General features: G+C 68.0%; 21 protein-coding genes, 1 other RNA gene and 1 pseudogene. 3 read left to right on the top strand and 20 right to left on the bottom strand.

Annotated features, from left to right (window positions below; all coding sequences use genetic code 11):
• From AC1DYN_RS11515 to pyrC, 5 genes and pseudogenes are all read right to left on the bottom strand, one after another.
• Positions 1-338, bottom strand: a pseudogene (locus AC1DYN_RS11515) (hypothetical protein); the annotation flags it as partial.
• Positions 339-393: 55 nt separating this feature from the next.
• A complete protein-coding gene (locus AC1DYN_RS11520) occupies positions 394-1620 on the bottom strand; it encodes a multidrug effflux MFS transporter (RefSeq protein ID WP_477959484.1) in 1227 nt (408 codons plus the stop codon).
• Positions 1621-1661: 41 nt separating this feature from the next.
• An RNA gene (rnpB, locus tag AC1DYN_RS11525) (RNase P RNA component class A) lies at positions 1662-2007 on the bottom strand.
• A gap of 9 nt (positions 2008-2016) precedes the next feature.
• Positions 2017-2868: an NYN domain-containing protein gene (locus AC1DYN_RS11530; protein ID WP_477959486.1), complete on the bottom strand. Its 852-nt coding sequence runs from the start codon at positions 2866-2868 to the stop codon at positions 2017-2019.
• The gene (gene pyrC / locus AC1DYN_RS11535; RefSeq protein WP_477959488.1) at positions 2865-3902 is read right to left on the bottom strand and encodes a dihydroorotase; all 1038 of its coding nucleotides are present in this window, start codon (positions 3900-3902) and stop codon (positions 2865-2867) included. The genes AC1DYN_RS11530 and pyrC overlap by 4 nt, the downstream gene beginning before the upstream one ends.
• 86 nt (positions 3903-3988) lie before the next feature.
• Between pyrC and AC1DYN_RS11540 the strand changes: the two genes are divergently transcribed.
• Positions 3989-4375: a VOC family protein gene (locus AC1DYN_RS11540; protein ID WP_477959490.1), complete on the top strand. Its 387-nt coding sequence runs from the start codon at positions 3989-3991 to the stop codon at positions 4373-4375.
• Positions 4376-4895: 520 nt separating this feature from the next.
• Here the strand turns inward: AC1DYN_RS11540 and AC1DYN_RS11545 are convergent.
• The 8 genes from AC1DYN_RS11545 to AC1DYN_RS11580 form a co-directional block, all read right to left on the bottom strand.
• Positions 4896-5630 carry an amino acid ABC transporter ATP-binding protein gene (locus tag AC1DYN_RS11545; RefSeq protein ID WP_477959492.1) on the bottom strand — a complete coding sequence of 245 codons (735 nt, stop codon included), beginning with the start codon at positions 5628-5630 and terminating at the stop codon, positions 4896-4898.
• Between the two features lie 15 nt (positions 5631-5645).
• On the bottom strand, positions 5646-6311 hold the full coding sequence (locus AC1DYN_RS11550; RefSeq protein WP_477959493.1) for an amino acid ABC transporter permease: 666 nt from the start codon (positions 6309-6311) through the stop codon (positions 5646-5648).
• The gene (locus AC1DYN_RS11555; RefSeq protein ID WP_477959494.1) at positions 6308-7015 is read right to left on the bottom strand and encodes an amino acid ABC transporter permease; all 708 of its coding nucleotides are present in this window, start codon (positions 7013-7015) and stop codon (positions 6308-6310) included. The genes AC1DYN_RS11550 and AC1DYN_RS11555 overlap by 4 nt, the downstream gene beginning before the upstream one ends.
• A gap of 161 nt (positions 7016-7176) precedes the next feature.
• Positions 7177-8079, bottom strand: coding sequence for a transporter substrate-binding domain-containing protein (locus AC1DYN_RS11560; protein WP_477959495.1), 903 nt, complete (start codon positions 8077-8079; stop codon positions 7177-7179).
• A gap of 108 nt (positions 8080-8187) precedes the next feature.
• Complete coding sequence (locus AC1DYN_RS11565; RefSeq protein ID WP_477959589.1) at positions 8188-9066, bottom strand: amino acid ABC transporter substrate-binding protein; 879 nt, start codon at positions 9064-9066, stop codon at positions 8188-8190.
• A gap of 302 nt (positions 9067-9368) precedes the next feature.
• The gene (locus AC1DYN_RS11570) at positions 9369-10292 is read right to left on the bottom strand and encodes a LysR substrate-binding domain-containing protein (RefSeq protein WP_477959496.1); all 924 of its coding nucleotides are present in this window, start codon (positions 10290-10292) and stop codon (positions 9369-9371) included.
• Between the two features lie 133 nt (positions 10293-10425).
• Positions 10426-10905 (bottom strand): hypothetical protein, encoded by a 480-nt coding sequence (locus AC1DYN_RS11575; protein WP_477959498.1) that lies wholly within the window; start codon positions 10903-10905, stop codon positions 10426-10428.
• A gap of 176 nt (positions 10906-11081) precedes the next feature.
• Positions 11082-12908, bottom strand: a complete 1827-nt coding sequence (locus tag AC1DYN_RS11580) for an ABCB family ABC transporter ATP-binding protein/permease (RefSeq protein ID WP_477959500.1) — start codon at positions 12906-12908, stop codon at positions 11082-11084.
• 136 nt (positions 12909-13044) lie between these two features.
• On the opposite strand from AC1DYN_RS11580, the gene AC1DYN_RS11585 reads away from it, so the two are divergent.
• Together AC1DYN_RS11585 and AC1DYN_RS11590 are read left to right on the top strand one after the other, a co-directional pair.
• Positions 13045-13389, top strand: a complete 345-nt coding sequence (locus tag AC1DYN_RS11585) for an acyl-CoA thioesterase (protein ID WP_477959591.1) — start codon at positions 13045-13047, stop codon at positions 13387-13389.
• A gap of 2 nt (positions 13390-13391) precedes the next feature.
• Positions 13392-14297, top strand: a complete 906-nt coding sequence (locus tag AC1DYN_RS11590) for a delta(1)-pyrroline-2-carboxylate reductase family protein (protein WP_477959502.1) — start codon at positions 13392-13394, stop codon at positions 14295-14297.
• Between the two features lie 60 nt (positions 14298-14357).
• Here AC1DYN_RS11590 and AC1DYN_RS11595 read toward each other — a convergent pair whose 3' ends face one another.
• Genes AC1DYN_RS11595 through AC1DYN_RS11625 form a run of 7 tightly spaced genes read right to left on the bottom strand, consistent with a single transcriptional unit; the run spans position 14358 to position 21763 of the window.
• Positions 14358-15194, bottom strand: coding sequence for an SDR family oxidoreductase (locus AC1DYN_RS11595; protein ID WP_477959504.1), 837 nt, complete (start codon positions 15192-15194; stop codon positions 14358-14360).
• Positions 15191-15973: an SGNH/GDSL hydrolase family protein gene (locus tag AC1DYN_RS11600; protein WP_477959506.1), complete on the bottom strand. Its 783-nt coding sequence runs from the start codon at positions 15971-15973 to the stop codon at positions 15191-15193. The genes AC1DYN_RS11595 and AC1DYN_RS11600 overlap by 4 nt, the downstream gene beginning before the upstream one ends.
• Positions 15974-15996: 23 nt before the next feature.
• Positions 15997-16761 (bottom strand): enoyl-CoA hydratase, encoded by a 765-nt coding sequence (locus tag AC1DYN_RS11605; protein ID WP_477959508.1) that lies wholly within the window; start codon positions 16759-16761, stop codon positions 15997-15999.
• The gene (locus tag AC1DYN_RS11610) at positions 16758-17642 is read right to left on the bottom strand and encodes an alpha/beta hydrolase family protein (RefSeq protein ID WP_477959510.1); all 885 of its coding nucleotides are present in this window, start codon (positions 17640-17642) and stop codon (positions 16758-16760) included. The genes AC1DYN_RS11605 and AC1DYN_RS11610 overlap by 4 nt, the downstream gene beginning before the upstream one ends.
• Before the next feature lie 36 nt (positions 17643-17678).
• A complete protein-coding gene (locus AC1DYN_RS11615) occupies positions 17679-18887 on the bottom strand; it encodes an acetyl-CoA C-acyltransferase (protein ID WP_477959512.1) in 1209 nt (402 codons plus the stop codon).
• 14 nt (positions 18888-18901) lie between these two features.
• On the bottom strand, positions 18902-21286 hold the full coding sequence (locus tag AC1DYN_RS11620; RefSeq protein ID WP_477959514.1) for a 3-hydroxyacyl-CoA dehydrogenase/enoyl-CoA hydratase family protein: 2385 nt from the start codon (positions 21284-21286) through the stop codon (positions 18902-18904).
• Between the two features lie 33 nt (positions 21287-21319).
• Positions 21320-21763: a DUF2147 domain-containing protein gene (locus tag AC1DYN_RS11625; RefSeq protein ID WP_477959516.1), complete on the bottom strand. Its 444-nt coding sequence runs from the start codon at positions 21761-21763 to the stop codon at positions 21320-21322.
• Positions 21764-21783 lie beyond the last annotated feature (20 nt).

The raw sequence follows: 21783 nt of genomic DNA on the forward strand, positions 1-21783 counted from the left end.
GCACTGCCGCCGCCACCGGACTGCGGGGCCGCCGAACGCACCGGCGCGGTCGCCGGCGTGCCGGGGCGGCTGACGACCCGCACCACGTCGGGGTTGGCCGGCTCGCTCTGCTGCGCGCCCAGCTTCTCGGCCAGGCGCTGGCGCAAGCGGTCCATCGGGTCTTCGAAACCGCGCGCCTTCGCCTTCGGCGCAGGCGCCTTGTCGGCCTCGGCATCCTTCATCGGCTTGGCCGGCGAGTTGCGCGGGTCCGGCGCATGCACATCGGAGGCCAGCGACGGGATGGCGCACAGGCCCAGGCAGGCGGAGACCACGGCGACGCGGCAGGACAGGATGAACATGGGAACGCTCCACGCGCGCCGCCGGAACTCGGGGCGCCTGCCGCGATATCGGCCGTCAGGCGGCCGGCTTGAGCTTCACCACGACGCGCGGCTTGACCCAGATCCACGCAAAGACGCCGATGCTCATCATCAGCAGCGAGGCGGTGGCCAGCCAGACCGTGGAATGCATCACCAGCGGCGCGATCACGCCGGCCACGAAGCCGTTCGCCAGGCTGCCGATGCAGGCCTGGAACGACGAGGCCATGCCGCGCCGCTCGGGCACCAGGTCGAGCGTCATCAGCGTGACCACCGGCACCATCAGCGCCCAGCCGAATGCGAAGATGCCGATCGGCAGCAGCGCCCACCAGGCATTCGGCGTGAACAGCAGGTTCAGCGCCAGGTTGACGACCGACACCACCAGCATGATCAGGAAGCCGTGGCGGATCTGGTGGTGCGGCTTGATGCGCCCGGCCAGCCGGCCGGAGAACCAGGCGCCGCCCATGATGCCGCTGATGGTCATCAGGAAGAACCAGAAGAACTGGCCGGGGTGCAGGTGCAGGTGGTCGCCGAGGAACACCGGCGCCGACAGCACGTACAGGAACATGCCGTTGAACGGGATGCCGCTGGCCAGCGCCAGCATCAGGAAGCGCGGGTTGGCGCCCAGCTGCAGGTAGCCGCGCATCAGGTGGCGCACGTTGAACGGCTGCTTCTGCGACGCGTGCAGCGTCTCGGGCAGCAGCCGCCAGTTGCCGATCCACAGCGCGATGCCGACGGCAGTGAGGAACCAGAAGATCGCGTGCCAGCCGACGTGCACGAACAGGAAGCCGCCGACCATCGGTGCGATGGCGGGCGCGATGCCGAAATAGATCGTCACCTGCGACATCACACGCTGGGCGTCGGCGGGCGGGAACATGTCGCGGATCACCGCGCGCGAGACCACGATGCCGGCACCGGCCGACATGCCTTGCAGCGCGCGGAAGAACACCAGCGCACCGATGTGCTGCGACATGGCGCAGCCGGCCGACGCCAGCGTGAAGACCGCAATGCCCCACAGCACGACAGGGCGGCGGCCGAGGCTGTCGGACAGCGCGCCATGGAACAGGTTCATCACCGCGAAGCCGAACAGGTAGGCCGACAGTGTCTGCTGCATCTCGACCGGTGTCGCGCCGATGGATTGCGCGATGCCGGTGAAGGCCGGCAGGTAGGTGTCGATCGAGAAGGGGCCGAGCATGCCGAGGCAGGCAAGCAAGGCGGCCAAGGCCCAGCGCGGTGCGCGCCAGAGTTGTTGTGCGTCGGGATTCATGGGCCCCCAGTCCTGTAGCCCGGATGCCAATCCGGGAGATAGTGTGAAGCGGACCGATAGGCCGGATTCTGTGCGTCCCCCGATCCTTGCGAATCGAGAGCCGTGACCGCCATTCCTCTGGGCCGGGCATCGCTGCCCGGCTCGGTGCTACCTACCCGCACACTCCTCGGGCCGAATCAACGTGTGCCTATTTGGTATTGCTGCGCGTAGAGATTGCCCGTTTCACCCGCTGCGCCGGCCTTGCGGCCGATGCAGCGACTCGTCTCTGTTGCTCTGATCCTCACCTCGCGGTGGACAGCCGTTGGCTGCTACGCTGCCCTGTGCAGTCCGGACCTTCCTCCAGTGCGCCCTTTCGGGCCTTGCACCAGCGGCGGTCTGGTCCGCTTCACCGGGGGATTATCCCCTGCTCCTGGCCAGGCGCTTGTCGCGCAGCACCACCTGGCTGCCGCGCCGGTCCAGTTCGAACAGTTGCGTCGCCTCGATCAGGTCGATCAGCTTGCGGTAGCCGTAGTTGCGCGGGTCGAACGAGGCCTGGTTGCCGATCTGCTGGCCCACGGCGCCCAGCGCCGACCAGCCGTCCTCGCCGGCCGCCGATTCGGCCGCATTGCGCAACAGCGAGACCAGCCGCGCATCCTGCTTCAGCGCCGCGGTGTCCTGGCGCAGCGGGGCCGCCGGCTCGGCCGCGGGCGGTGCGGGTTCGACCTTGGCCTCGGCCTTGCCGCCGCCCCGCGTCTTGCGCCCCGCGGCCGGCTTGGCCTTCGCGGCCTTGGTCGGCGCCTCGGCTTCGGCCACGTCGCCTACCACCTGCCCGAGGTTCTCGAGGTACAGGAAGCGCGAGCAGGCGTTGACGAACGGCATCGGCGTCTTCTTCGCGCCGAAGCCATAGACCAGCGCGCCCTTGGCCTTCAGGTGCATCACCAGCGGCGTGAAGTCGCTGTCGGACGAGACGATGCCGAAGGCGTCGGGCTGGTCGGTGTAGAGCAGGTCCATCGCCTCGATGACCATGCCCATGTCGGTCGCGTTCTTGCCCTTGCTGTAGTCGAACTGCTGCACCGGCCGGATCGCGTACTCGTGCAGCACCGCCTCCCAGCCCTTCAGCCCGTCCTTCTTCCAGTTGCCATAGGCGCGCCGGATGTTCGCGACGCCCACCTTGGCCAGCTCGGCCAGGATCACGTCGATCTTGCTGGCGGGCGAGTTGTCGGCATCGATCAGCAGGGCGATGCGAGCGGGCTTGTCGAGCAGGGTCATGCGGTCTCCAGTTTCCAGTTCAGCGTCTCGCCGCCGCGCAGCGGCTTCAGACGGGCCTCGCCGAACGGCAGGGACTCGGGGAGTGTCCAGCTTTCGCGGCGCAGCGTCACGCGCTGCGTGTTGCGGGGCAGGCCGTAGAAGGCCGGCCCGTTGAAGCTGGCGAAGGCTTCGAGCCTGTCGAGCGCGCCCGCGGCCTCGAAGGCCTCGGCATACAGCTCCAGCGCCGACAGCGCGGTGTAGCAGCCGGCGCCGCACACCGACTGTTCCTTCATCTGCGACGCATGCGGGGCGCTGTCGGTGCCGAGGAAGAATTTCGCGCTGCCCGAGGTGGCGGCCTGCACCAGCGCCTGGCGGTGCACTTCGCGCTTGAGCACGGGCAGGCAGTAGTAGTGCGGCCGCAAGCCGCCCTGGAAGATCGCGTTGCGGTTGTACAGCAGGTGGTGCGCGGTGACGGTGGCGGCGGTGTGCGCGTCGGCCTGCGCGACGTACTGCGCCGCCTCGCGCGTGGTGATGTGCTCGAACACCACCTTGAGTTCGGGGAAATCGCGGCGCAGCGGCTGCATCACGCTGTCGATGAAGACGGCCTCGCGGTCGAACACGTCGACCGCCGGGTCGGTGACCTCGCCGTGCACCAGCAGCAGCAGGCCTTCGCGCTGCATCGCTTCGAGGGTCTTGTGGGTCTTGCGCAGGTCGGTCACGCCGGCATCGCTGTTGGTGGTGGCACCGGCTGGGTAGAGCTTGACGGCGACGACGCCGGCGTCCTTGGCCCGCTTGATTTCATCGGGCGGCAGCAGGTCGGTCAGGTACAGCGTCATCAGCGGCTCGAAGGCCGCGCCGTCGGGCAGCGCCGCGAGGATGCGCTCGCGGTAGGCCACGGCCTGGGCCGCGGTGGTGACCGGCGGGCGCAGGTTGGGCATCACGATCGCGCGCGCGAACTGGCGGGCGGTGTCGGGCAGCACCGCGGCGAGTGCGGCGCCGTCGCGCAGGTGCAGGTGCCAGTCGTCGGGGCGGGTGAGGGTCAGGGAATCGGTCATCCGTCGATTTTCTCATTGCCCTGCCGCGCGGACGCCTAGACTAGGTTGTGCCGCCCCTCCCTGCAAGGGCGCTCGAGGAGATTGCGATGAACACCCCGTTCCCGAGCACGCACGCCACCTGCATCCTGCCGGTCAAGGACATGGACCGGGCGCGCCGGTTCTACGAGACGGTGCTGGGGCTGCCGGTGGTGGGCGGCAAGCCGGATGGCAAGTTCGTCTACCGCTGCGGCGGCACCGAGATCGCGCTGTTTCCGAAACCCGAGGGCACGAAGGCGCAGCACACGGCGCTGAGCTTCCAGGTCGACGAGATCGGGACGGCAGTCGCCGAGCTGTCAGCGCGCGGCGTGCAGTTCGCCGACTACGACCTGCCCGGGCTGAAGACCACCGACCATGTCTGCGTGCTCGGCTCGGAGAAGGCGGCGTGGTTCGAGGACCCGGAAGGCAACATCCTCTGCCTCCACCAGAATTTGTAGAGCCCCCCAGTCGCTATCGCTCCTGCCCCCGAGGGGGTGAGTGCCGCGGCTCCAAGTCCGCCTGCGCGGACTTGGACGGCACGAACGCCTGACGCCTCTGGCGGCAGGCGCCACGCCAGGGGCCTGGCAAAGCCAGTTCCCTGGCGCGTAGCTTGATGGGGCGCTTGCTCTGTCCCGGATTGGCATCCGGGCTACGAACACTGGGTAGCCCGGATGCCAATCCGGGATCTCCGCACCAAGCCACTGGTTCGGCGAAGGCGCGGGCGGGCAGGCTGGGGCGCGCCAATCAGGAGGGGGCGCCGGAGCTGGCTGCTTTCATGGCCCCGCGCGAAGCGCGATCGTGATCTGACTTGTCGCCGACTGTTTGACCACAGCGAGCGAAGCGAGCGGCGGGAGTTTCGGCGACGGGCCTTGAAAGCAGGCAGCGCAGGGCAGTCATCGCCCGCCAGGGCGATGACCGCCCCATCCGGCGCGCCCCAGCCTGCCCGCCCGCGCCTTCGCCCGCGCGCGCCGACGCGATTCAGTGCTGAAGAATCTTCGACAGGAAATCCTTGGCGCGAGGCGAACGCTCTTCCGGATTCCCGAAGAAGCTCTCCTTCGTGCAGTCCTCGACGATCTTGCCGGCGTCCATGAAGATCACGCGGTTGCTGACCTTCTTCGCGAAGCCCATCTCGTGCGTGACGCACATCATCGTCATGCCCTCGTTGGCCAGCTGCACCATCACGTCCAGCACCTCGCCCACCATCTCGGGGTCGAGCGCCGAGGTCGGCTCGTCGAACAGCATCACGATCGGGTCCATGCTGAGCGCGCGGGCGATCGCCACGCGCTGCTGCTGGCCGCCCGACAGCTGGCCTGGGAACTTGTCCTTGTGCCCGCTCAGCCCCACGCGCTCGAGCATCTTCAGGCCGCGCACCTTGGCCTCTTCGGGCTTGCGCTCCAGCACCTTGATCTGCGCCAGCGTCAGGTTCTCGGTCACCGTCAGGTGCGGGAACAGCTCGAAATGCTGGAACACCATGCCGACCCGGCTGCGCAGCTTCGGCAGGTTGGTCTTCGGGTCGGAGATCGAGATGCCGTCGACCACGATGTCGCCCTTCTGGATCGGCTCCAGCGCGTTCACCGTCTTGATCAGCGTCGACTTGCCCGAACCCGACGGGCCGCACACCACGACCACCTCGCCCTTGGCGATGCTGGTCGTGCAATCGGTCAGCACCTGGAAGCTGCCGTACCACTTGGAAACGTTGTTGATCTTGATCATGGGAAATCCCCGGGTTCAGCGGATGATGGCGATCTTCTTCTGCAGGCGACGAACCAGCATCGACAGGCTGAAGCAGATCACGAAGTAGACGACGGCGGCGACCAGGTAGGTCTCGACCGGGCGGTTGAAGTTCTTGCCGGCCACCTCGAAGCCCTTCAGCAGGTCGTACGCGCCGATCGCATACACCAGCGACGTGTCCTGGAACAGGATGATGGTCTGCGTCAGCAGCACCGGCAGCATGTTGCGGAAGGCCTGCGGCAGCACGATCAGCTGCATGGTCTGGCGGTAGGTCATGCCCACCGCATAGCCGGCATACACCTGCCCGCGCGGCACGCTCTGGATGCCGGCCCGCATGATCTCCGAGTAGTAGGCGGCCTCGAACACCGTGAAGGTGATGATGGCCGACAGCTCGGCGCCCATCGGCCGGCCGATCAGCAGCGGGATCAGCAGGAAGAACCACAGGATCACCATCACCAGCGGGATCGAGCGCAGCGTGTTCACGTAGAACGCCGCCGGCAGCACCAGCCACTTCTTGCCCGACAGCCGCATCAGCGCGAGCAGCGTGCCCAGCGCGATGCCGCCGATCATCGCGACCAGCGTCAGCTGCACCGAGAAGATCATGCCCTTGGCAATGAACGCGGAGACGACGTTCCAGTTCAGGAAGGCAAAGTCGAGGTTCATTTGCCACCCCCGATCATGCCGGGCACCTGCACCCGGTTCTCGATGAACAGGGCCAGGCGGTTGATCGCGAACGCGGAAATGAAGTACAGCCCGGTCACGGCCAGGTAGACCTCGATGCCGCGCGAGGTTTCCTCCTGCGCCTGCATCGCGAACATCGTCATCTCGGAGATGCTCACCGCGAACGCCACCGACGAGTTCTTGATGATGTTCATCGACTCGCTGGTGAGCGGCGGGATGACGATGCGGAAGGCCATCGGCAGCAGCACGTAGCGGTAGGTCTGCGGCAGCGTCAGCCCCATCGCGAGGCCCGCATAGCGCTGGCCCTTGGGCAGCGCCTGGATGCCCGCCTTCACCTGCTCGGACACGCGCGCCGACGTGAAGAAGCCGAGCGCGAACACCACCAGCACGAAGCTCGGGATCGCACGCAGGCTCAGGAAGAGCGACGGGATCACGTGGTACCAGAGGAACACCTGCACCAGCAGCGGGATGTTGCGGAACAGCTCGGTCCACGCATTGCCGATGAACACCAGCGTCTTGCTCGGCACCGTGCGCAGGATGCCCATCAAGGAACCCACCAGCAACGCCACCAGCAGCGACAGCGATGCCACCGACAGCGTCCAGCCCCAGGCAGACATCAACCATTCCAGGTAGGTCTGCCCGCCCCCCGTGTCTTGCAGGAATACCTGCCAGTCCCACTTGCCCAAGGCATTGCTCCAATTCTTGTGAGGGGTCGCACCACCTTTGCGCTGCCCCAAGAAAAAGCGCGACGCGGGTCACCCTGCGCCGCGCTGGGGGGACTGTAAGCAAGTGTCGCGCCCAGCGGCGCTAGGGCTTACCTCAGTCCCGAGCCATCGCCGACCGCGCCTTACTTCTTGGCGTAGTCTTCCATCGGCTTGTCGTTCGGGTTCGCCCAGGCCGCCTTGGTGGCGTCCGACAGCGGCAGGCCGACCTTCGTGTTGCTCGGCGGGATCGGCTGGTTGAACCACTTGTCGTAGGTCTTGGCCAGGTCGCCCGACTTGATCTGCGCCTTGATGCTGTCGTCGACCGCCTTCTTGAAGGCCGGGTCGTCCTTGCGCAGCATGATCGCGATCGGCTCGACGCTCAGCACCTCGCCGACGATCTTGAAGTCGGCCGGATTCTTGGCGCGCGAGATGTTGCCGGCCAGGATCTGGCCGTCCATCACGAAGGCATCGGCACGGCCGGATTCGAGCAGCAGGAAGCTGTCGGCGTGGTCCTTGCCGAACACTTCCTTGAAGTCGAGGCCGGTGGCGCGCTCATGCTTGCGCAGCGTCTGGACCGACGTGGTGCCGGTGGTGGTGGCCACCGTCTTGCCGGCCAGTTGTGCGATGGCGGTGATGCCCGAGTTGGCCTTCACCGCGATGCGCACTTCCTCGACGTAGGTCGTGACGGCGAAGGCGACGTCCTTCTGGCGCGTCGCGTTGTTGGTGGTCGAGCCGCACTCGATGTCGACGGTGCCGTTCTGCACCAGCGGGATGCGGTTCTGCGACGTGACCGGCTGGTACTTGATGTCCAGCTTGGCCAGGCCCAGCTGCTTCTGCACGTCGGCCAGCACCTTCTGGCAGACGTCGTAGTGGAAGCCGGCGTACTTGCCGTCGCCCAGCGTGTAGGCCAGGGCCCCGGACGACTCGCGCACGCCCATGGTCACGGTGCCGCTGTCCTTGATCTTCTTCAGCGTGTCGCTCTGCTGTGCCTGCGCGATGCCCGCGACGGCCAACAGGACGGCGGCGCTCAGCCATGCTTTTTTCATACGATCTCCTTCAGGTTGGAAACGGGATGGTGGAACCCACCCACAACGAAATTCTAGGGATGCAAGGCCTACGCAGTTCCACGTAGACCCGGGACATGCGTCAGGTCTTCAACCCGGCACCTGGTCCGACGGGTACTTCCAGAAGTCGCGCAGCAGGTAGTTCATCGGCAGGTTCAGCGGCAGGTTCTTCGGCGGGATCGGCTTGCTGAACCAGCGATCGTAGACGGCGTAGGCCTCGCGGCTGTAGATCAGCCGCTTCATCTCCTCGTCGCAGATCTTCTTGAACTCGGGATCGTCCTTGCGCATCATGATCGCGAGCGGCTCGATGGTCAGGAACTTGCCCACCACCTTCAGCTTGGCCGGGTCGGCGCTCGACGCGATCAGGCCGTACAGCAGCACGTCGTCCATCACGAAGCCGTCGGCCTCGCCGGCCAGCACCATCTGCATCGCCTTGGCATGCTCGGGCGCCTCGAGCACGGTGATGCGCAGCAGGCGCTCGCGGTTGGCGCGGTCGACTTCCTTCAGCGGCGTGGTGCCCTTGGTCGACACCAGCTTCTTGCCCTCGAACATCGGCAGCTCGGAGATCGGGCTGTCGGCCAGCACCATGTAGCGCGCGCCGGTGATGTAGTGCGGGATCGTGAAGGCCACCTTCTGGCGGCGCTCGGCGTTGTTGGTGGTGGAGCCGCATTCGAGGTCGGCCTTGCCCTCGGCCACCATCTGGATGCGGTTGCCGGCGGTCACCAGCAGGTACTCCGGCGTGATGGTCTTCATGTCCAGCCGCTTGCGCACCGCCTCGGCCAGCTTCAGGCACAGGTCGACCGCATAGCCCACCGGCTTCTTGTCGGCATCGAGGTACGAGAACGGCACCGACGACTCGCGGTGCGCGATGACGATCTTGCCGGTCTGCCGGATGTGGTCGAGCACCGGGCCGGTGGGCACCGGCGCGATGGCCGGCGGCGCGGCCTTCGCGGACAACGCGGCCGCCATCAGCGCGGCGGCCACGAGCAGCAGCGAAGCACCCGCCAGCAAGGCGGATCGACGGGGGGCTGATTCGATGCGGGTCGGGTACTTCATGGATGGAATCTCGCAACCTTCATGCCACCAGCCTTGTGAGCGGTGTGGGTTTCAGGGACCGGTCGCACGGGGTGCCGGCAACACACGAGTGTGCCTGGGCGCGCACTCTATGCGTGAGCGCAGCGCAATGCCAATGCGGATTCGCGGGGCGGCCATGCACCGATTGCATGGGGTGCCCAGGGAAAACCCCGTGGCCGCGGCTCCCAGATTCAGCGTCAGCGTTTCGAGTCGCGCAGGAAATCCCACAGCGCCTGCGCGCCGGGCTTGTGGTTGTGGCGTGCCATGTCGGGCAGTTCGCGGTAGATGCGCACTTCCATCGTCAGCTCCAGCGTCTCCGGGTCGGACGCGCGCACCAGGCGGCGGCTCTTCAGCTCCTTCTTGACCGAGCTGACCGGCAGGAAAGCAAGGCCATGGCCTTCGAGCGCCATCGCCTTCAGGCCTTCGGCCATGTCGGTCTCGTAGATGGGGTCGAGCTGCAGCGGGGCCGGCGCGAGCTTGACGATCTGCTCGACCATGCGTCCGAGGTAGGCGCCGGCCGCGTAGCTGAGGAAGGGCACGCGCTCGCCGGGGCCGCCGGGCAGGCGGAACATCGGCTGGCCCTGCGCATCGGCCTTGGCGTAGCAGGCGAGCGTCTCGTGGCCGAGGCTCAGCATCTCGTAGCGGTCCGGGTTGAGCTGCAGCGGCTGCGACGGGTGGTGGTAGGCGATCAGCAGGTCGCAGCTGCCTTCGGTGAGCTGCATCACCGCGTCGTGCACGTTGAGCGCGATGAGGCGGCTCTTCAGCGCGCCGAAGCGCTTGCGCAGGTCCATCACCCAGTGCGGGAAGAAGCTGAACGCGAGCGAGTGCGGCACCGCGAACTCGATCATGTCCTGGCCCGCCACCTGGTGGCTGCGCATCATGTTGCGGGTGGTCTGCAGCGCGCCGAGGATGTCGAGCGCCTGCGAATGGAAGGTCTCGCCGGCGGGCGTCAGGCGGGTCGGGTACGACGAGCGGTCGACCAGGTCCAGCCCGGCCCAGGCCTCGAGCGCCTGGATGCGGCGCGAGAACGCCGGTTGCGTCACGTGCCGCATCTGGGCCGAACGCGAGAAGCTGCGCGTCTCGGCCAGGCTGACGAAGTCTTCAAGCCACTTGGTTTCCACGGGCGGGAGTGTAGCGAGGGGTTGGGGGGCGCCATCGGCGCCTTCGCCGAACCAGCGGCTTGGTGCGGAGATCCCGGATTGGCATCCGGGGTACGAACACTGGTAGCCCGGATGCCAATCCGGGGATCGTCCCTCACTTGCTGCTCAGGGTGACATCCAACTCATGCACGAGGTCGTTCACGAGTTGCGTCGACGCCTGGCGCGAATCCGCCGTCGGGCCGGCCGTCTGTGCGACGACGTCGGCGCTCCACACGCCACCCGACTTCTTGCTCACGCCCGAGACGCGGAACACCACGCGGCTGGCCAGCGTGTTGCAGTTCTGCCCGCCTTCCACCGGCGTCAGCGTGACGAACTGCTGGCTCGCCGGCGTGACGCCGTTGCTCAGCATCATCGGACCCAGGTCGCCCATCAAACGGTCGCGCAGCGTGCCCATCACCGCCGCCACATGCTCGCTGCCGGCCGCCGAGCAGGTGTCGAAGGCGAAACTCTCGTTGTCGACCCACACCACCTTGGCGTCGGGCAGGCGCAGCGATGCTGCATCGGGCGTGGCGGCCGCAGCCGCGCCGGCCAGCGCCAGCATCGCGAAAAGGGAAGCAGTCTTGTGAGCAGTCATGGCATCCGTCCTTGTGGGTGAATCGGTGCCGCGACTCTAGAAGTGCAACAAGATGTGTGCTCGCCAGCCCGGTAACTTTTGTTCACAATTGACGAACGCTTCACGCTCGTATTTCACGGGTCGCGCAGAAACTTTCCCGACTGTCCTACAGGCGTCACACGGGCGCCGGCAAGAAGTCACGCCGTGGCTTCCTCGGGCGCGTTCTGCTGTTGCAATCGCCACATGTCCGCGTAACGGCCGTCGCGCTCCAGCAGCTCGGCGTGGGTGCCGCGTTCGACGATGCGGCCCTGCTCCATCACCAGGATCTGGTGCGCATCGACGACGGTGGACAGCCGGTGCGCGATGACCAGCGCGGTCTTGTTGCGCGCCACGCCCTGCAGCTCGGCCTGGATCGCGCGCTCGTTGGCCGAATCGAGCGCCGACGTGGCCTCGTCGAAGATCATGATCGGCGGATCCTTCAGCAGCGTGCGCGCGATCGCGACGCGCTGCTTCTCGCCGCCGCTCAGCTTCAGGCCGCGCTCGCCCACCGTGGTCTCGTAGCCCTTGGGCGTCGACACGATGAAGTCGTGGATGCGGGCCGCGCGCGCCGCCCCTTCGACCTCGGCCTGGCTCGCCCCCGGCCGGCCATAGGCGATGTTGTAGGCGACGCTGTCGTTGAAGAGCACGGTGTCCTGCGGCACGATGCCGATCTGCCGCCGCACGCTCGCCTGGGTGACCGAGCGCAGGTCCTGGTCGTCGATCGTGATCACGCCGCCCTGCACGTCGTAGAAGCGGTACAGCAGCCGCGCCAGCGTGCTCTTGCCCGAACCCGACGGGCCCACCACCGCCACCGTCCTGCCGGCCGGGATCTCGAAGCTGACGTCGTGCAGGATGAGGCGATCGCGCTCGTAGGCGAAGTCGACGTGGTCGAAGCGCACGTGGCCGTGCGGCACCTGCAAGGGCAAGGCCTCGGGCGCGTCGGCCACCTCGCGCTCGCGCTCCAGCAGCACGAACATCTTGTCGAGGTCGGTCAGGCTCTGCTTGATCTCGCGGTAGATCACGCCCAGGAAGTTGAGCGGGATGTAGAGCTGGATCATGAAGGCGTTGATCATCACCAGGTCGCCCAGCGTCATGTGGCCGCCCACCACGCCCTGCGTGGCCCGCCACAGCATCGCGACCAGGCCGGTGGCGATGATCAGCTGCTGGCCGGTGTTCAGCATCGACAGCGTGGTCTGCGACTTCAGCGCCACGCGGCGCAGCTTCTCGAGGCTGTCGTCGTAGCGCTTCGCCTCGAAGTCCTCGTTGTTGAAGTACTTGACCGTCTCGTAGTTCAGCAGCGAGTCGATGGCGCGCGAATGCGCCGTCGAGTCGAGCTCGTTCATCTGCTTGCGGAACTGCGTGCGCCAGTTGGTGAAGACGATCGTGAAGCCGATGTAGACCACCAGGGCCACCAGCGTGATGCCGGCGAACCAGGCGTCGAACTTGACGGCCAGCAGCGACAGCACCAGCACCATCTCCACCAGCGTCGGCACGATGCTGTAGAGCGAGTACGAGATCAGCGAATGCACCGCGCGCGTGCCGCGCTCGATGTCGCGCGTCATGCCGCCGGTCTGGCGCTCGAGGTGGAAGCGCAGGCTCAGCGCATGCAGGTGGCGGAACACGTTGAGCGAGATGCTGCGCGCGGTGCCTTCGGTGGCCTTGGCGAAGATCAGCTCGCGCAGCTCGGTGAACAGCGAGGTCGACAGGCGCAGCAGCCCGTAGGCCACCAGCAGCCCGATCGGCACCACCAGCACCGCCTGCAGGTCGCCCGGCTTGAACGACAGGCTGTCCACCAGCCGCTTCAGCAGCAGCGGCACGCCGACGTTGGCGACCTTGGCGCCGACCATGAACGACAGCGCGATCGAGACCCGCCAGCGGTACTGCCACAGGTAGGGCAGCAGCTTGCGCAGGGTGGCCAGGTCGGAGCGCGGCGCGGCAGGCGCCGCCGCGTCGGTGGCAGGCAAAGGGGAGGACAGGGAGCGCATCGTGAAAGAATCGGGGGCCCGACACAGGTGAAGTCCAATGAGTGCGAATTCAAGCCAGCCCGACCGGCCCAGCAGCGATCCCGCCCCCGCGAAGGAGGTGAGTTTGCCCAAAGACCTGGATCTCGTCCTGCGGGTGATGCCGATGCCGGCGGATGCCAACAGCAACGGCGACATCTTCGGCGGCTGGATCATGGCCCAGGTCGACCTGGCTGGCTCGGTGCTGCCGGCGCGCATCGCCAAGGGCCGCATCGTCACGGTGGCGGTCAACGAGTTCGTCTTCAAGCAGGCGGTGTCGGTCGGCGACCTGCTGAGCTTCTACGCCCGGGTCGAGCGGGTCGGCCGCACGTCGGTGACGGTGCACGTCGAGGTGTATGCCGAGCGCAACCCGGCCGACCTGAAGGTGGTCAAGGTGACCGAGGCGAGCCTGACCTATGTCGCGATCGACCGCGACGGGCAGCCGCGGGTGATCCCGAAAGAGTGAGCATGCGGCTGGTCGACGCGGAACAGACGGCCGCCCTGCTGCCGTGGCGGCCGCTGGCGGACGCGATCGCCCGCGCCGCGAAGGATCGAGCCGCCGGGCGGCTGCATGCGCCGCTGCGCAGCAGCTTCCCGTTGTCGGGCGACGACAGGCTGCTGCTGATGCCGGCCAGCGACGACTATTTCGCGAGCGTCAAGCTGGTGACGGTGAACCATGGCAATCCGGGTCTCGGCCGCGCGCGCGTCCAGGGCGAGGTGCTGCTGATGGACCGCGCGACCGGCGAGCGGCTGGCGCTGTTCGACGGCGTCACGCTGACGGGGCGGCGCACCGCAGCGGTTTCACTGGCCGCGGCGCTGGCGCTGAAGGTTCCGGCCGGTGAGCGCTTGCTGATCGTTGGCGCCGGCGCACAGGCGCTGGCGCACGCGCTGGCCTTCGATGCCGTGCTGGCCCCGGCATGGATCGGCATCGCTGCACGCTCGCGCACGTCGGCCGAGGGGCTCGTGGCCGCCCTCACAGCGCAAGGCGTGACGGCGCATCCGGTGGACGACATCGACGCCGAAGCAGGCCATTGCGGGCTGATCGTCACCGCGACGACGAGCCGGATGGCGGTGATTCCGGAAGCGTTGCAGCCTGGGGTGCGGGTGTTCGCGGTGGGCGCGTTCACGCCGGCGATGTGCGAGTTGCCGGCGGCGCTGGTGCGACGGGCGGTGGTGATCGTCGACGAACACGCAGGCGCGCGGGTCGAGGCGGGGGACCTCATTCAAGCCGATGTCGATTGGTCGCAGGTGCGCGAACTCGGGTCGGTATTCGAGGACGCCGGCGTGCGGCCCGTGGTCTTCAAGAGCGTCGGCAGCGCGGCGTGGGACCTGGCCGCGGCGCGGCTGGCCTGGGACCGGCTGAGCACCTGTTGAAGGCCGACCCGGATTCCCATCCGGGCTACGAGCCGTGTCGCCCGGATGCCAATCCGGGGATCAATCCACAAAAAAGTCCGGCACGAACTCGGTCGTCCCTGGCGTCACGCTGTACTGCTCCAGATCCGTCACCCCATGCCGCGCCAGCAGCTCGTCGTCGATGAAGAAGTTGCCCGTCGTCGCCCGCGCATCGCTGGTGAGCACCAGGTACGCCGCATCCGCCAGGATCTGCGGCGTGCGGCAGCGCGCGACGTCGACGCCCGGGATCATCTGCAGCGCCGCGGTCGCGATCGCGGTGCGCGGCCACAGGCTGTTGACGCCGATCCCGAGCGGCCGGAACTCCCCCGCATGCCCCAGCGTGCACTCGCTCATGCCGTACTTGGCCATCGTGTACGCCACGTGCGGGCTGAACCAGCGCTCGCGCATCGACAGCGGCGGCGACATGTTGAGCACGTGCGGGTTGCGCCCCGCCTGCGCCGCCTTCGCCAGATGCGGCAGGCAGGCCTGCGTGACCAGGTAGGTGCCGCGCACGTTGACGCCGAACATCAGGTCGAAGCGCTTCATCGGCGTCGCCGTCGTCGGCGTCAGGCTGATCGCGCTCGCATTGTTGACCAGGATGTCGATGCCGCCGAAGCGCGCCACCGCCTGTTCCACCGCCGCCAGCACGCTGGCCTCGTCGCGGATGTCGGTCTGGATCGGCAGCGCCTGCCCGCCGGCGGCCTCGATCTCGGCCGCGGCGGAATGGATGGTGCCAGGCAACTTGGGGTTGCTCTCGGTGGTCTTGGCCGCGATCACGATGCGCGCGCCGTCGGCCGCGGCGCGCCGTGCGATCGCCAGGCCAATGCCGCGCGACGCGCCGGTGATGAACAAGGTCTTGCCTGCCAGCGAAGCGGTCATGGGATCTGTCTCCTCGTCGGGGTGGTGGCGGGCAGGCGCGGCACCAGCTGCGTCGCGATCATGCCGGCCAGTTGTTCGGCCCACAGCGCATACAGCGCGGGCCCGGGATGGAAGCCGTCGTCGGCCATCAGCACGCTGTCGGACACGATCTCGTTCTGGAACGGCACCGGCAGCCACCAGCGTTCCGGCCAGCGCTTGATCCAGCCGGCCAGCGCCTGGTTGTAGCGCCGCGCATCGCGCCCCAGCACCCAGCGCAGCGGATTGGGCAGCAGCGGGAAGGCATGCATCGGCGGCACGCCGCTGTGCACGATCTGGCGCACGCCGGCACGCTCGACCGCGATGCGGTCCAGCTCATCGAGCTGCTGCAGCCAGCGCTGCACCGGCACCTGCGACACCACGTCGTTGACGCCGAGCGCGGTCACCATCACGTCGGCCGGGTGCAGCGCGGCGCTTTCGACCGCGATCAGCGCATCGCGCGTGGTGTCCCCGGTGTGCGCCATCAGCTGCCACACGACCGCGCCGCCCAGCCGCTGCGACAAGGCCTCGCTGAGGCGACCGGCCAGCGCCTGGCTCTGCGTCTGCGCGCCGACGCCGGCCGCCGACGAATCGCCCACGATCAGCACGCGCAAGCGCACCCGGCCGGTGCCGGCCACGCCTTCGCGCGGACCCTCGGCCTCGGGCAGGCGCAGCGCGCCGCGGCGCACCCGCGCGCCCTGCCACACCAGCAGCGGCGCGAGCGCAAGCTTGGCGGCATGGACCATGGCGGCGGACAGCGTCAACGGGGCGGCTCAGGAACGCGCGTTCACGAGAACTGCGAGAAATCCGGCTTGCGCTTCTGGAAGAACGCGCTGAAGGCCTCGCGCGCCTCGGGGCTCGCCAGGCGCTCGCCGAAGATCGCCGCCTCGGCCTGGATGGTCGCGAGCGTCGCCTCGGCCCCGGCGCGACGCAACAGCTTCTTGGTCTCGCGCACGGCCCCCGGCGGCAGCCCGTTGAAGCGCTCGGCCACGCGGCGCGCATGCAGCGCGACCTCGCCGCTCGGCAGCACCGCGTTGGCGATGCCCAACTCGACCGCCTCGGCGGCGGTGAACGGATCGCCGAGCAGGATCTTCTCGGCCGCCTTGACGCGGCCCAGCAGCTGCGGCCCGAGCAGGCTGGATGCGAACTCGGGCACCAGGCCCAGGCTCACGAACGGCATCGCCAGGCGCGACTCGTCGGCCACGTAGACCAGGTCGCAGTGCAGCAGCAGCGTCGTGCCGATGCCGATCGCGGCGCCGGTGACGGCGGCCACGACCGGCTTGTCGCAGCCGATCAGCGCCTGCATGAACGCGAACACCGGCGAGTCCATGCCGCTCGGCGGGCGCTTCATGAAGTCTTCCAGGTCATTGCCCGACGTGAAGATGCCGGGCTGGCCGACGATCAGCACCGAGCGCACCGCCGGGTCGGCCTGCGCGGCCTTCAGGCCGTCGGCCATCGCCTGGTACATGTCGATGGTGATCGCGTTCTTCTTCTCCGGGCGCGCGATCTCCAGCGTGAATACGCCGTTCAGCACGGCGGTCTTGATGCTCATGTCATCTCCTTCAGGGGGTTCAGTGAAGCCGGGGCGAAGCCCTGCAGCAAGGCCGTCATGCGCGGCCACAGTGTCGCGCGGAATTGCTCGCGGAACAGGCCGAAATGACCGATGCGCTTCGCCTGCACGTCCTGCGGCGCGATGCGCTCGATGCGCCGCGGCGCGTTCGGGTAGCAATCGACCAGCACGCGCGTGCCGCGCTCGGTCATCAGCTCGTCGTCGGTGATCGACAGCGCCACCAGCGGGAAGCGCGCCGCCTCGAACTGCTCGCGCACCGCCGCGCCCTCGGCACCGACGTGGTAGCGCGGGTTCAGGCACCAGCGCCGCCACTGCAGCATCACGCCCTTGGGCAGGTCGCCGACCTTGCGCAGGCGCTTGCCGGGGAAGTAGCCGCACAGCGCCACCGCGACCGGCACCAGCACGTACCAGAAGTACAGGATCATGCGGCGCAGCGGCGGCGCGTTGTCGCGCCAGTAGCCGCTGCCGGCCGCGACCGAGATCAGGCCGTCGACCCGGCCGCGGTTGCGCAGCATGCCGGGCAGCTGTGCGCCCAGGCTGTGGCCCACCAGGTACAGCGGGACCCCCGGCGCGCTGTCGCGCAGCGCGTCGATCGCGCTGTCGTAGTCGCGCGCCCAGCTGAACAGGTCGGCCTCGACGCCGCGCAGCGAACGCGACATGCGCGACTCGCCCATGCCGCGGTAGTCGAAGGTCGCGACCGCGTAGCCCTGGCCGGCCAGCCATTGCGCGAACGGCTGGTAGTAGTCCTGGCGCACGCCCATCGCGCCGCCGATCAGCACCGCGGCCGTCGCGGCGCCCTCGGGGCGGTACAGGCGCAACGACAGCCGGCTGCCGTCGTCGTTCTCGAGTTGCCGAGTCTCCATGCTCACCTCCGAAGGGCCGTGGCCCGGATGCGGCGATCAGACGCGTTCGAAGATCCCGGCCGCGCCCTGCCCGGTGCCCACGCACATCGTCACCATCCCGTACTTCAGGTTGTGGCGGCGCAGTGCATGGATGACGGTCGCGGCGCGGATCGCACCGGTGGCGCCCAGCGGGTGACCCAGCGCGATCGCGCCGCCCATCGGGTTGACCTTGGACGGGTCCAGGCCGACGCTGTTGATCACCGCCAGCGACTGCGCGGCGAAGGCCTCGTTCAGCTCGATCCAGTCCATGTCCTTGAGGCTCAGGCCGGCATAGCGCAGCGCGGCCGGGATCGCCTCGATCGGTCCGATGCCCATGATCTCGGGCGGCACGCCGCGCGCTGCGAAGCTGACGAAGCGCGCCAGCGGCTTCAGGCCGAACTGCTTGACCGCCTTCTCGCTGGCCAGGATCAGCGCGCCGGCGCCGTCGCTGGTCTGCGAGCTGTTGCCGGCCGTCACGCTGCCCTTGGCGGCGAACACCGTCTTCAGCTTGGCCAGGCCTTCGAGCGAGGTGTCGGGGCGCGGGCCTTCGTCCAGGGTCACGGTGCGGGTCTTGGCGCCCTGCTCGCCGGCTTGTCCCAAGTTCGCCAGGTTCGGGAAGCGCTCGACGACGTCGATCGGCGTGATCTCGTCGCTGAACTCGCCCGCCTTCTGCGCCTTCAGCGCGCGCATGTGCGACTCGTACGCGAACGCGTCCTGCGCCTCGCGGCTGACCTTCCATTGCGCCGCGACCTTCTCCGCCGTCAGGCCCATGCCGTAGGCGATGCCGACGTTCTCGTCCTTGGCGAACACCTCGGGGTTGAACGACGGCTTGTTGCCGCCCATCGGCACCAGGCTCATCGATTCGGCACCGCCGGCGATCAGCACGTCGGCTTCGCCGACGCGGATGCGGTCGGCCGCCATCTGGATGGCCGTCACGCCCGACGCGCAGAAGCGGTTCACCGTCACGCCGCCCACCGGCTGCGGGAAGGCCAGCGCGACCGCGATGCGGGCCATGTTCATGCCCTGCTCGCCCTCGGGGAACGAGCAGCCGATGATGGCGTCCTCGATGGCCTTCGGGTCCAGCGTCGGCACCTGGGTCATCGCGCTGCGGATGGCCGCGACCAGCAGGTCATCCGGGCGCGTGTTCCTGAAGTAGCCCCGGCCCGAACGGCCGATCGGCGTGCGGGTGGCGGCGACGATGTAGGCGTCTTGCACTTGCTTGCTCATGTTCTGTTCTCCGCTTAGTTGCGAACGGGCTTGCCGGTCTGCAGCATCCCCATGATCCGTTCCTGCGTCTTCGGGTGCTCCAGCAGCCCGCAGAAGTGCTTGCGCTCCAGCGCCATCAGGTACTCCTCGCTGACCAGCGAGCCGGCATCGACGTCGCCGCCGCACACCACGTGGGCGATCAGCGCCGAGATGTGGAAATCGTGCGCGCTGATGAAGCCGCCGTCGCGCATGTTGACCAGCTGCGCCTTGATGGTGGCGATGGCGTTGCGGCCGGCCACCGGGAACAGCGTCTTCGCCGGTGCGCGGTAGCCGCTGTCGAACATCGACTTGGCCTGCTGGATCGCGACGAACAGCAGCTCGTCCTTGTTCGGCACGACCACGTCGCTCCACAGCAGGTAGCCGAGCTTGCGGCTCTCGATCGCGCTGGTGCCCACCTTGGCCATCGCGGCGTTGGTGAAGCCGTCGGTCAGGAACTTCAGGATGTCGGCGTTCGCATTCGCGGCGCTCGCCATCTCGGCCGCGCGGCGTGCGATGTAGGCCAGGCCGCCGCCGCCCGGGATCAGGCCGACGCCCACTTCGACCAGGCCGACGTAGCTTTCCATCGCCGCGACGCGGCGCGCCGAGTGGACGGCCAGCTCGCAACCACCGCCCAGCGCGATGCCGCGGATCGCCGACACCACCGGCACCTGCGCGTAGCGGATGCGCAGCATCGCGTCCTGCAGCTTCTTCTCTTCGGGCGCGATGCCCTTGGCGCCGCTCTTCATGAAGACCGGCATCAGCGCCTCGAGGTTGGCACCGGCCGAGAACACATCGTCCGGCGACCAGATCACCAGGCCCTTGTACTTCGCCTCGGCGATCTCGACCGCCTTCAGCAGGCCTTCGGTGACGGTCGGGCTGATCAGGTGCAGCTTGGCGGTGATGCTGGCGATCAGCACCTCGCCGTCGAGCGACCAGACGCGCACTTCCTCGTTCTTGAACTCCTCGGTGCCGGCCTTCAGCGGCTCGGCGGCGCCCGAGCCCAGCACGCTCTCGGGGAAATGCTGGCGCTGGTACACCGGCAGCGTGCTGCGCGGGATGTATGTCTTCTGCGCGGCGCTCCACGAACCTTCGGCGGCGTGGACGCCATCGCGGCCGTCGAACACCCAGGCCGGCAGCGGCGCCTTGCTGAGTGCCTTGCCGGCCTCGATGTCGGCCTTGACCCACTCGGCGACCTGCTTCCAGCCGGCTGCCTGCCACAGCTCGAACGGGCCCTGCTGCATGCCGAAGCCCCAGCGCATCGCGAAGTCGACCTCGCGCGCCGAATCGGCGATGTCGGCCAGGTGCACCGCGACATAGTGGAAGCTGTCGCGCAGGATGGCCCACAGGAACTGCGCCTGCGGGTTGCTCGATTCGCGCAGCAGCTTCAGGCGCTCGGGCGCGGCCTTCTTCAGCATGCGCGCGACGATCTCGTCGGCCTTGCCGCCCGCCGGCACGTAGTCGCCCTTGGCCGGGTCGAGGCGCAGGATGTCCTTGCCGACCTTCTTGTAGAAACCGGCACCGCTCTTCTGGCCCAGCGCGCCCTGCTCGATCAGCCTGGCGAGCACCGGCGGCGTCGCGTAGCTCGGGAAGAACGGATCGTCCTTCAGGTTGTCCTGCAGCGTCTTGACGACGTGCGCCATCGTGTCCAGGCCCACCACGTCGGCGGTGCGGAAGGTGCCCGAGCTGGCCCGGCCCATCTTCTTGCCCGTCAGGTCGTCGACGACGTCGTACGCCAGGCCGAAGTTCTCGGCTTCCTTGATCGTTGCCAGCATGCCGGCGATGCCGACGCGGTTGGCGATGAAGTTCGGCGTGTCCTTCGCGCGCACGACGCCCTTGCCGACCGCGGTGGTGACGAAGCTCTCGAGCTGGTCGAGGATCTCAGGCCGCGTCGTCGGGGTCGGGATCAGCTCCACCAAGTACATGTACCGCGGCGGGTTGAAGAAGTGGATGCCGCAGAAGCGCGGCTTGATCTCTTCGGGCAGGACTTCGGACAGCTTGGTGATCGACAGGCCCGAGGTGTTGCTCGCGACGATGGCGTGCGGCGCGATGAAGGGCGCGATCTTCTTGTACAGATCGAGCTTCCAGTCCATGCGCTCGGCGATGGCCTCGATGATCAGGTCGCAGTCTTTCAGCAGCTCGCTGTGCTCTTCGTAGTTGGCCTGCTGGATCAGCGCGGCGTCTTCCGGGATGCCCAGCGGCGACGGCTTCAGCTTCTTCAGGCCGTCGACGGCCTTCGTGACGATGCCATTCCTGGGGCCTTCCTTCGCGGGCAGGTCGAACAGCACGACCGGCACCTTGACGTTGACCAGGTGGGCGGCGATTTGCGCGCCCATCACGCCGGCACCGAGGACGGCGACCTTGCGGACGTTGAAGCGACTCATGTTTCTTCTCCTTTGCGTAGTTTGAACAGAGGCCTACTCGACCCGGACCCAGGTCTGGGTGCGCCCGAACAGCGGCGCGCCGACATAGCCTCGAACTTCCAGTTTCTTGCCGCCGTCGACCGGCTTCAGCCGCAGCTTGTAGGTCTTGCCGTTGGCCGGGTCGAGGATGGTGCCCCCGTCCCACAGGCCGTCGGTGTCCGCGCTCTTCTTCACGCCGCGGATGATCGAGAGACCGACCAGCGGCTGGCCCTTGCGCTCGTCGCTGCATTCGTCGCAGACGGCGTCCTGCTTCGCGTCCGGGTCCAGCAGCTTCTCGAGCTTGCCGCTGAGCACGCCGTCGCTCTCGGCGATGCGCACCAGCGAGCGCTCCTTCTTCGTGCTGTCGTCGATCGTCTTCCACAGGCCGGCGGGCGTGCCCTGCGCGAACGCGCCCGACACGGTCAGCGCGGCGGCCAGCGCCAGCAGCAGTCTCTTCATCGCTTGTCTCTCCTGGTTGT

It is taken from the genome of Rhizobacter sp. P2_D12, assembly GCF_056404395.1.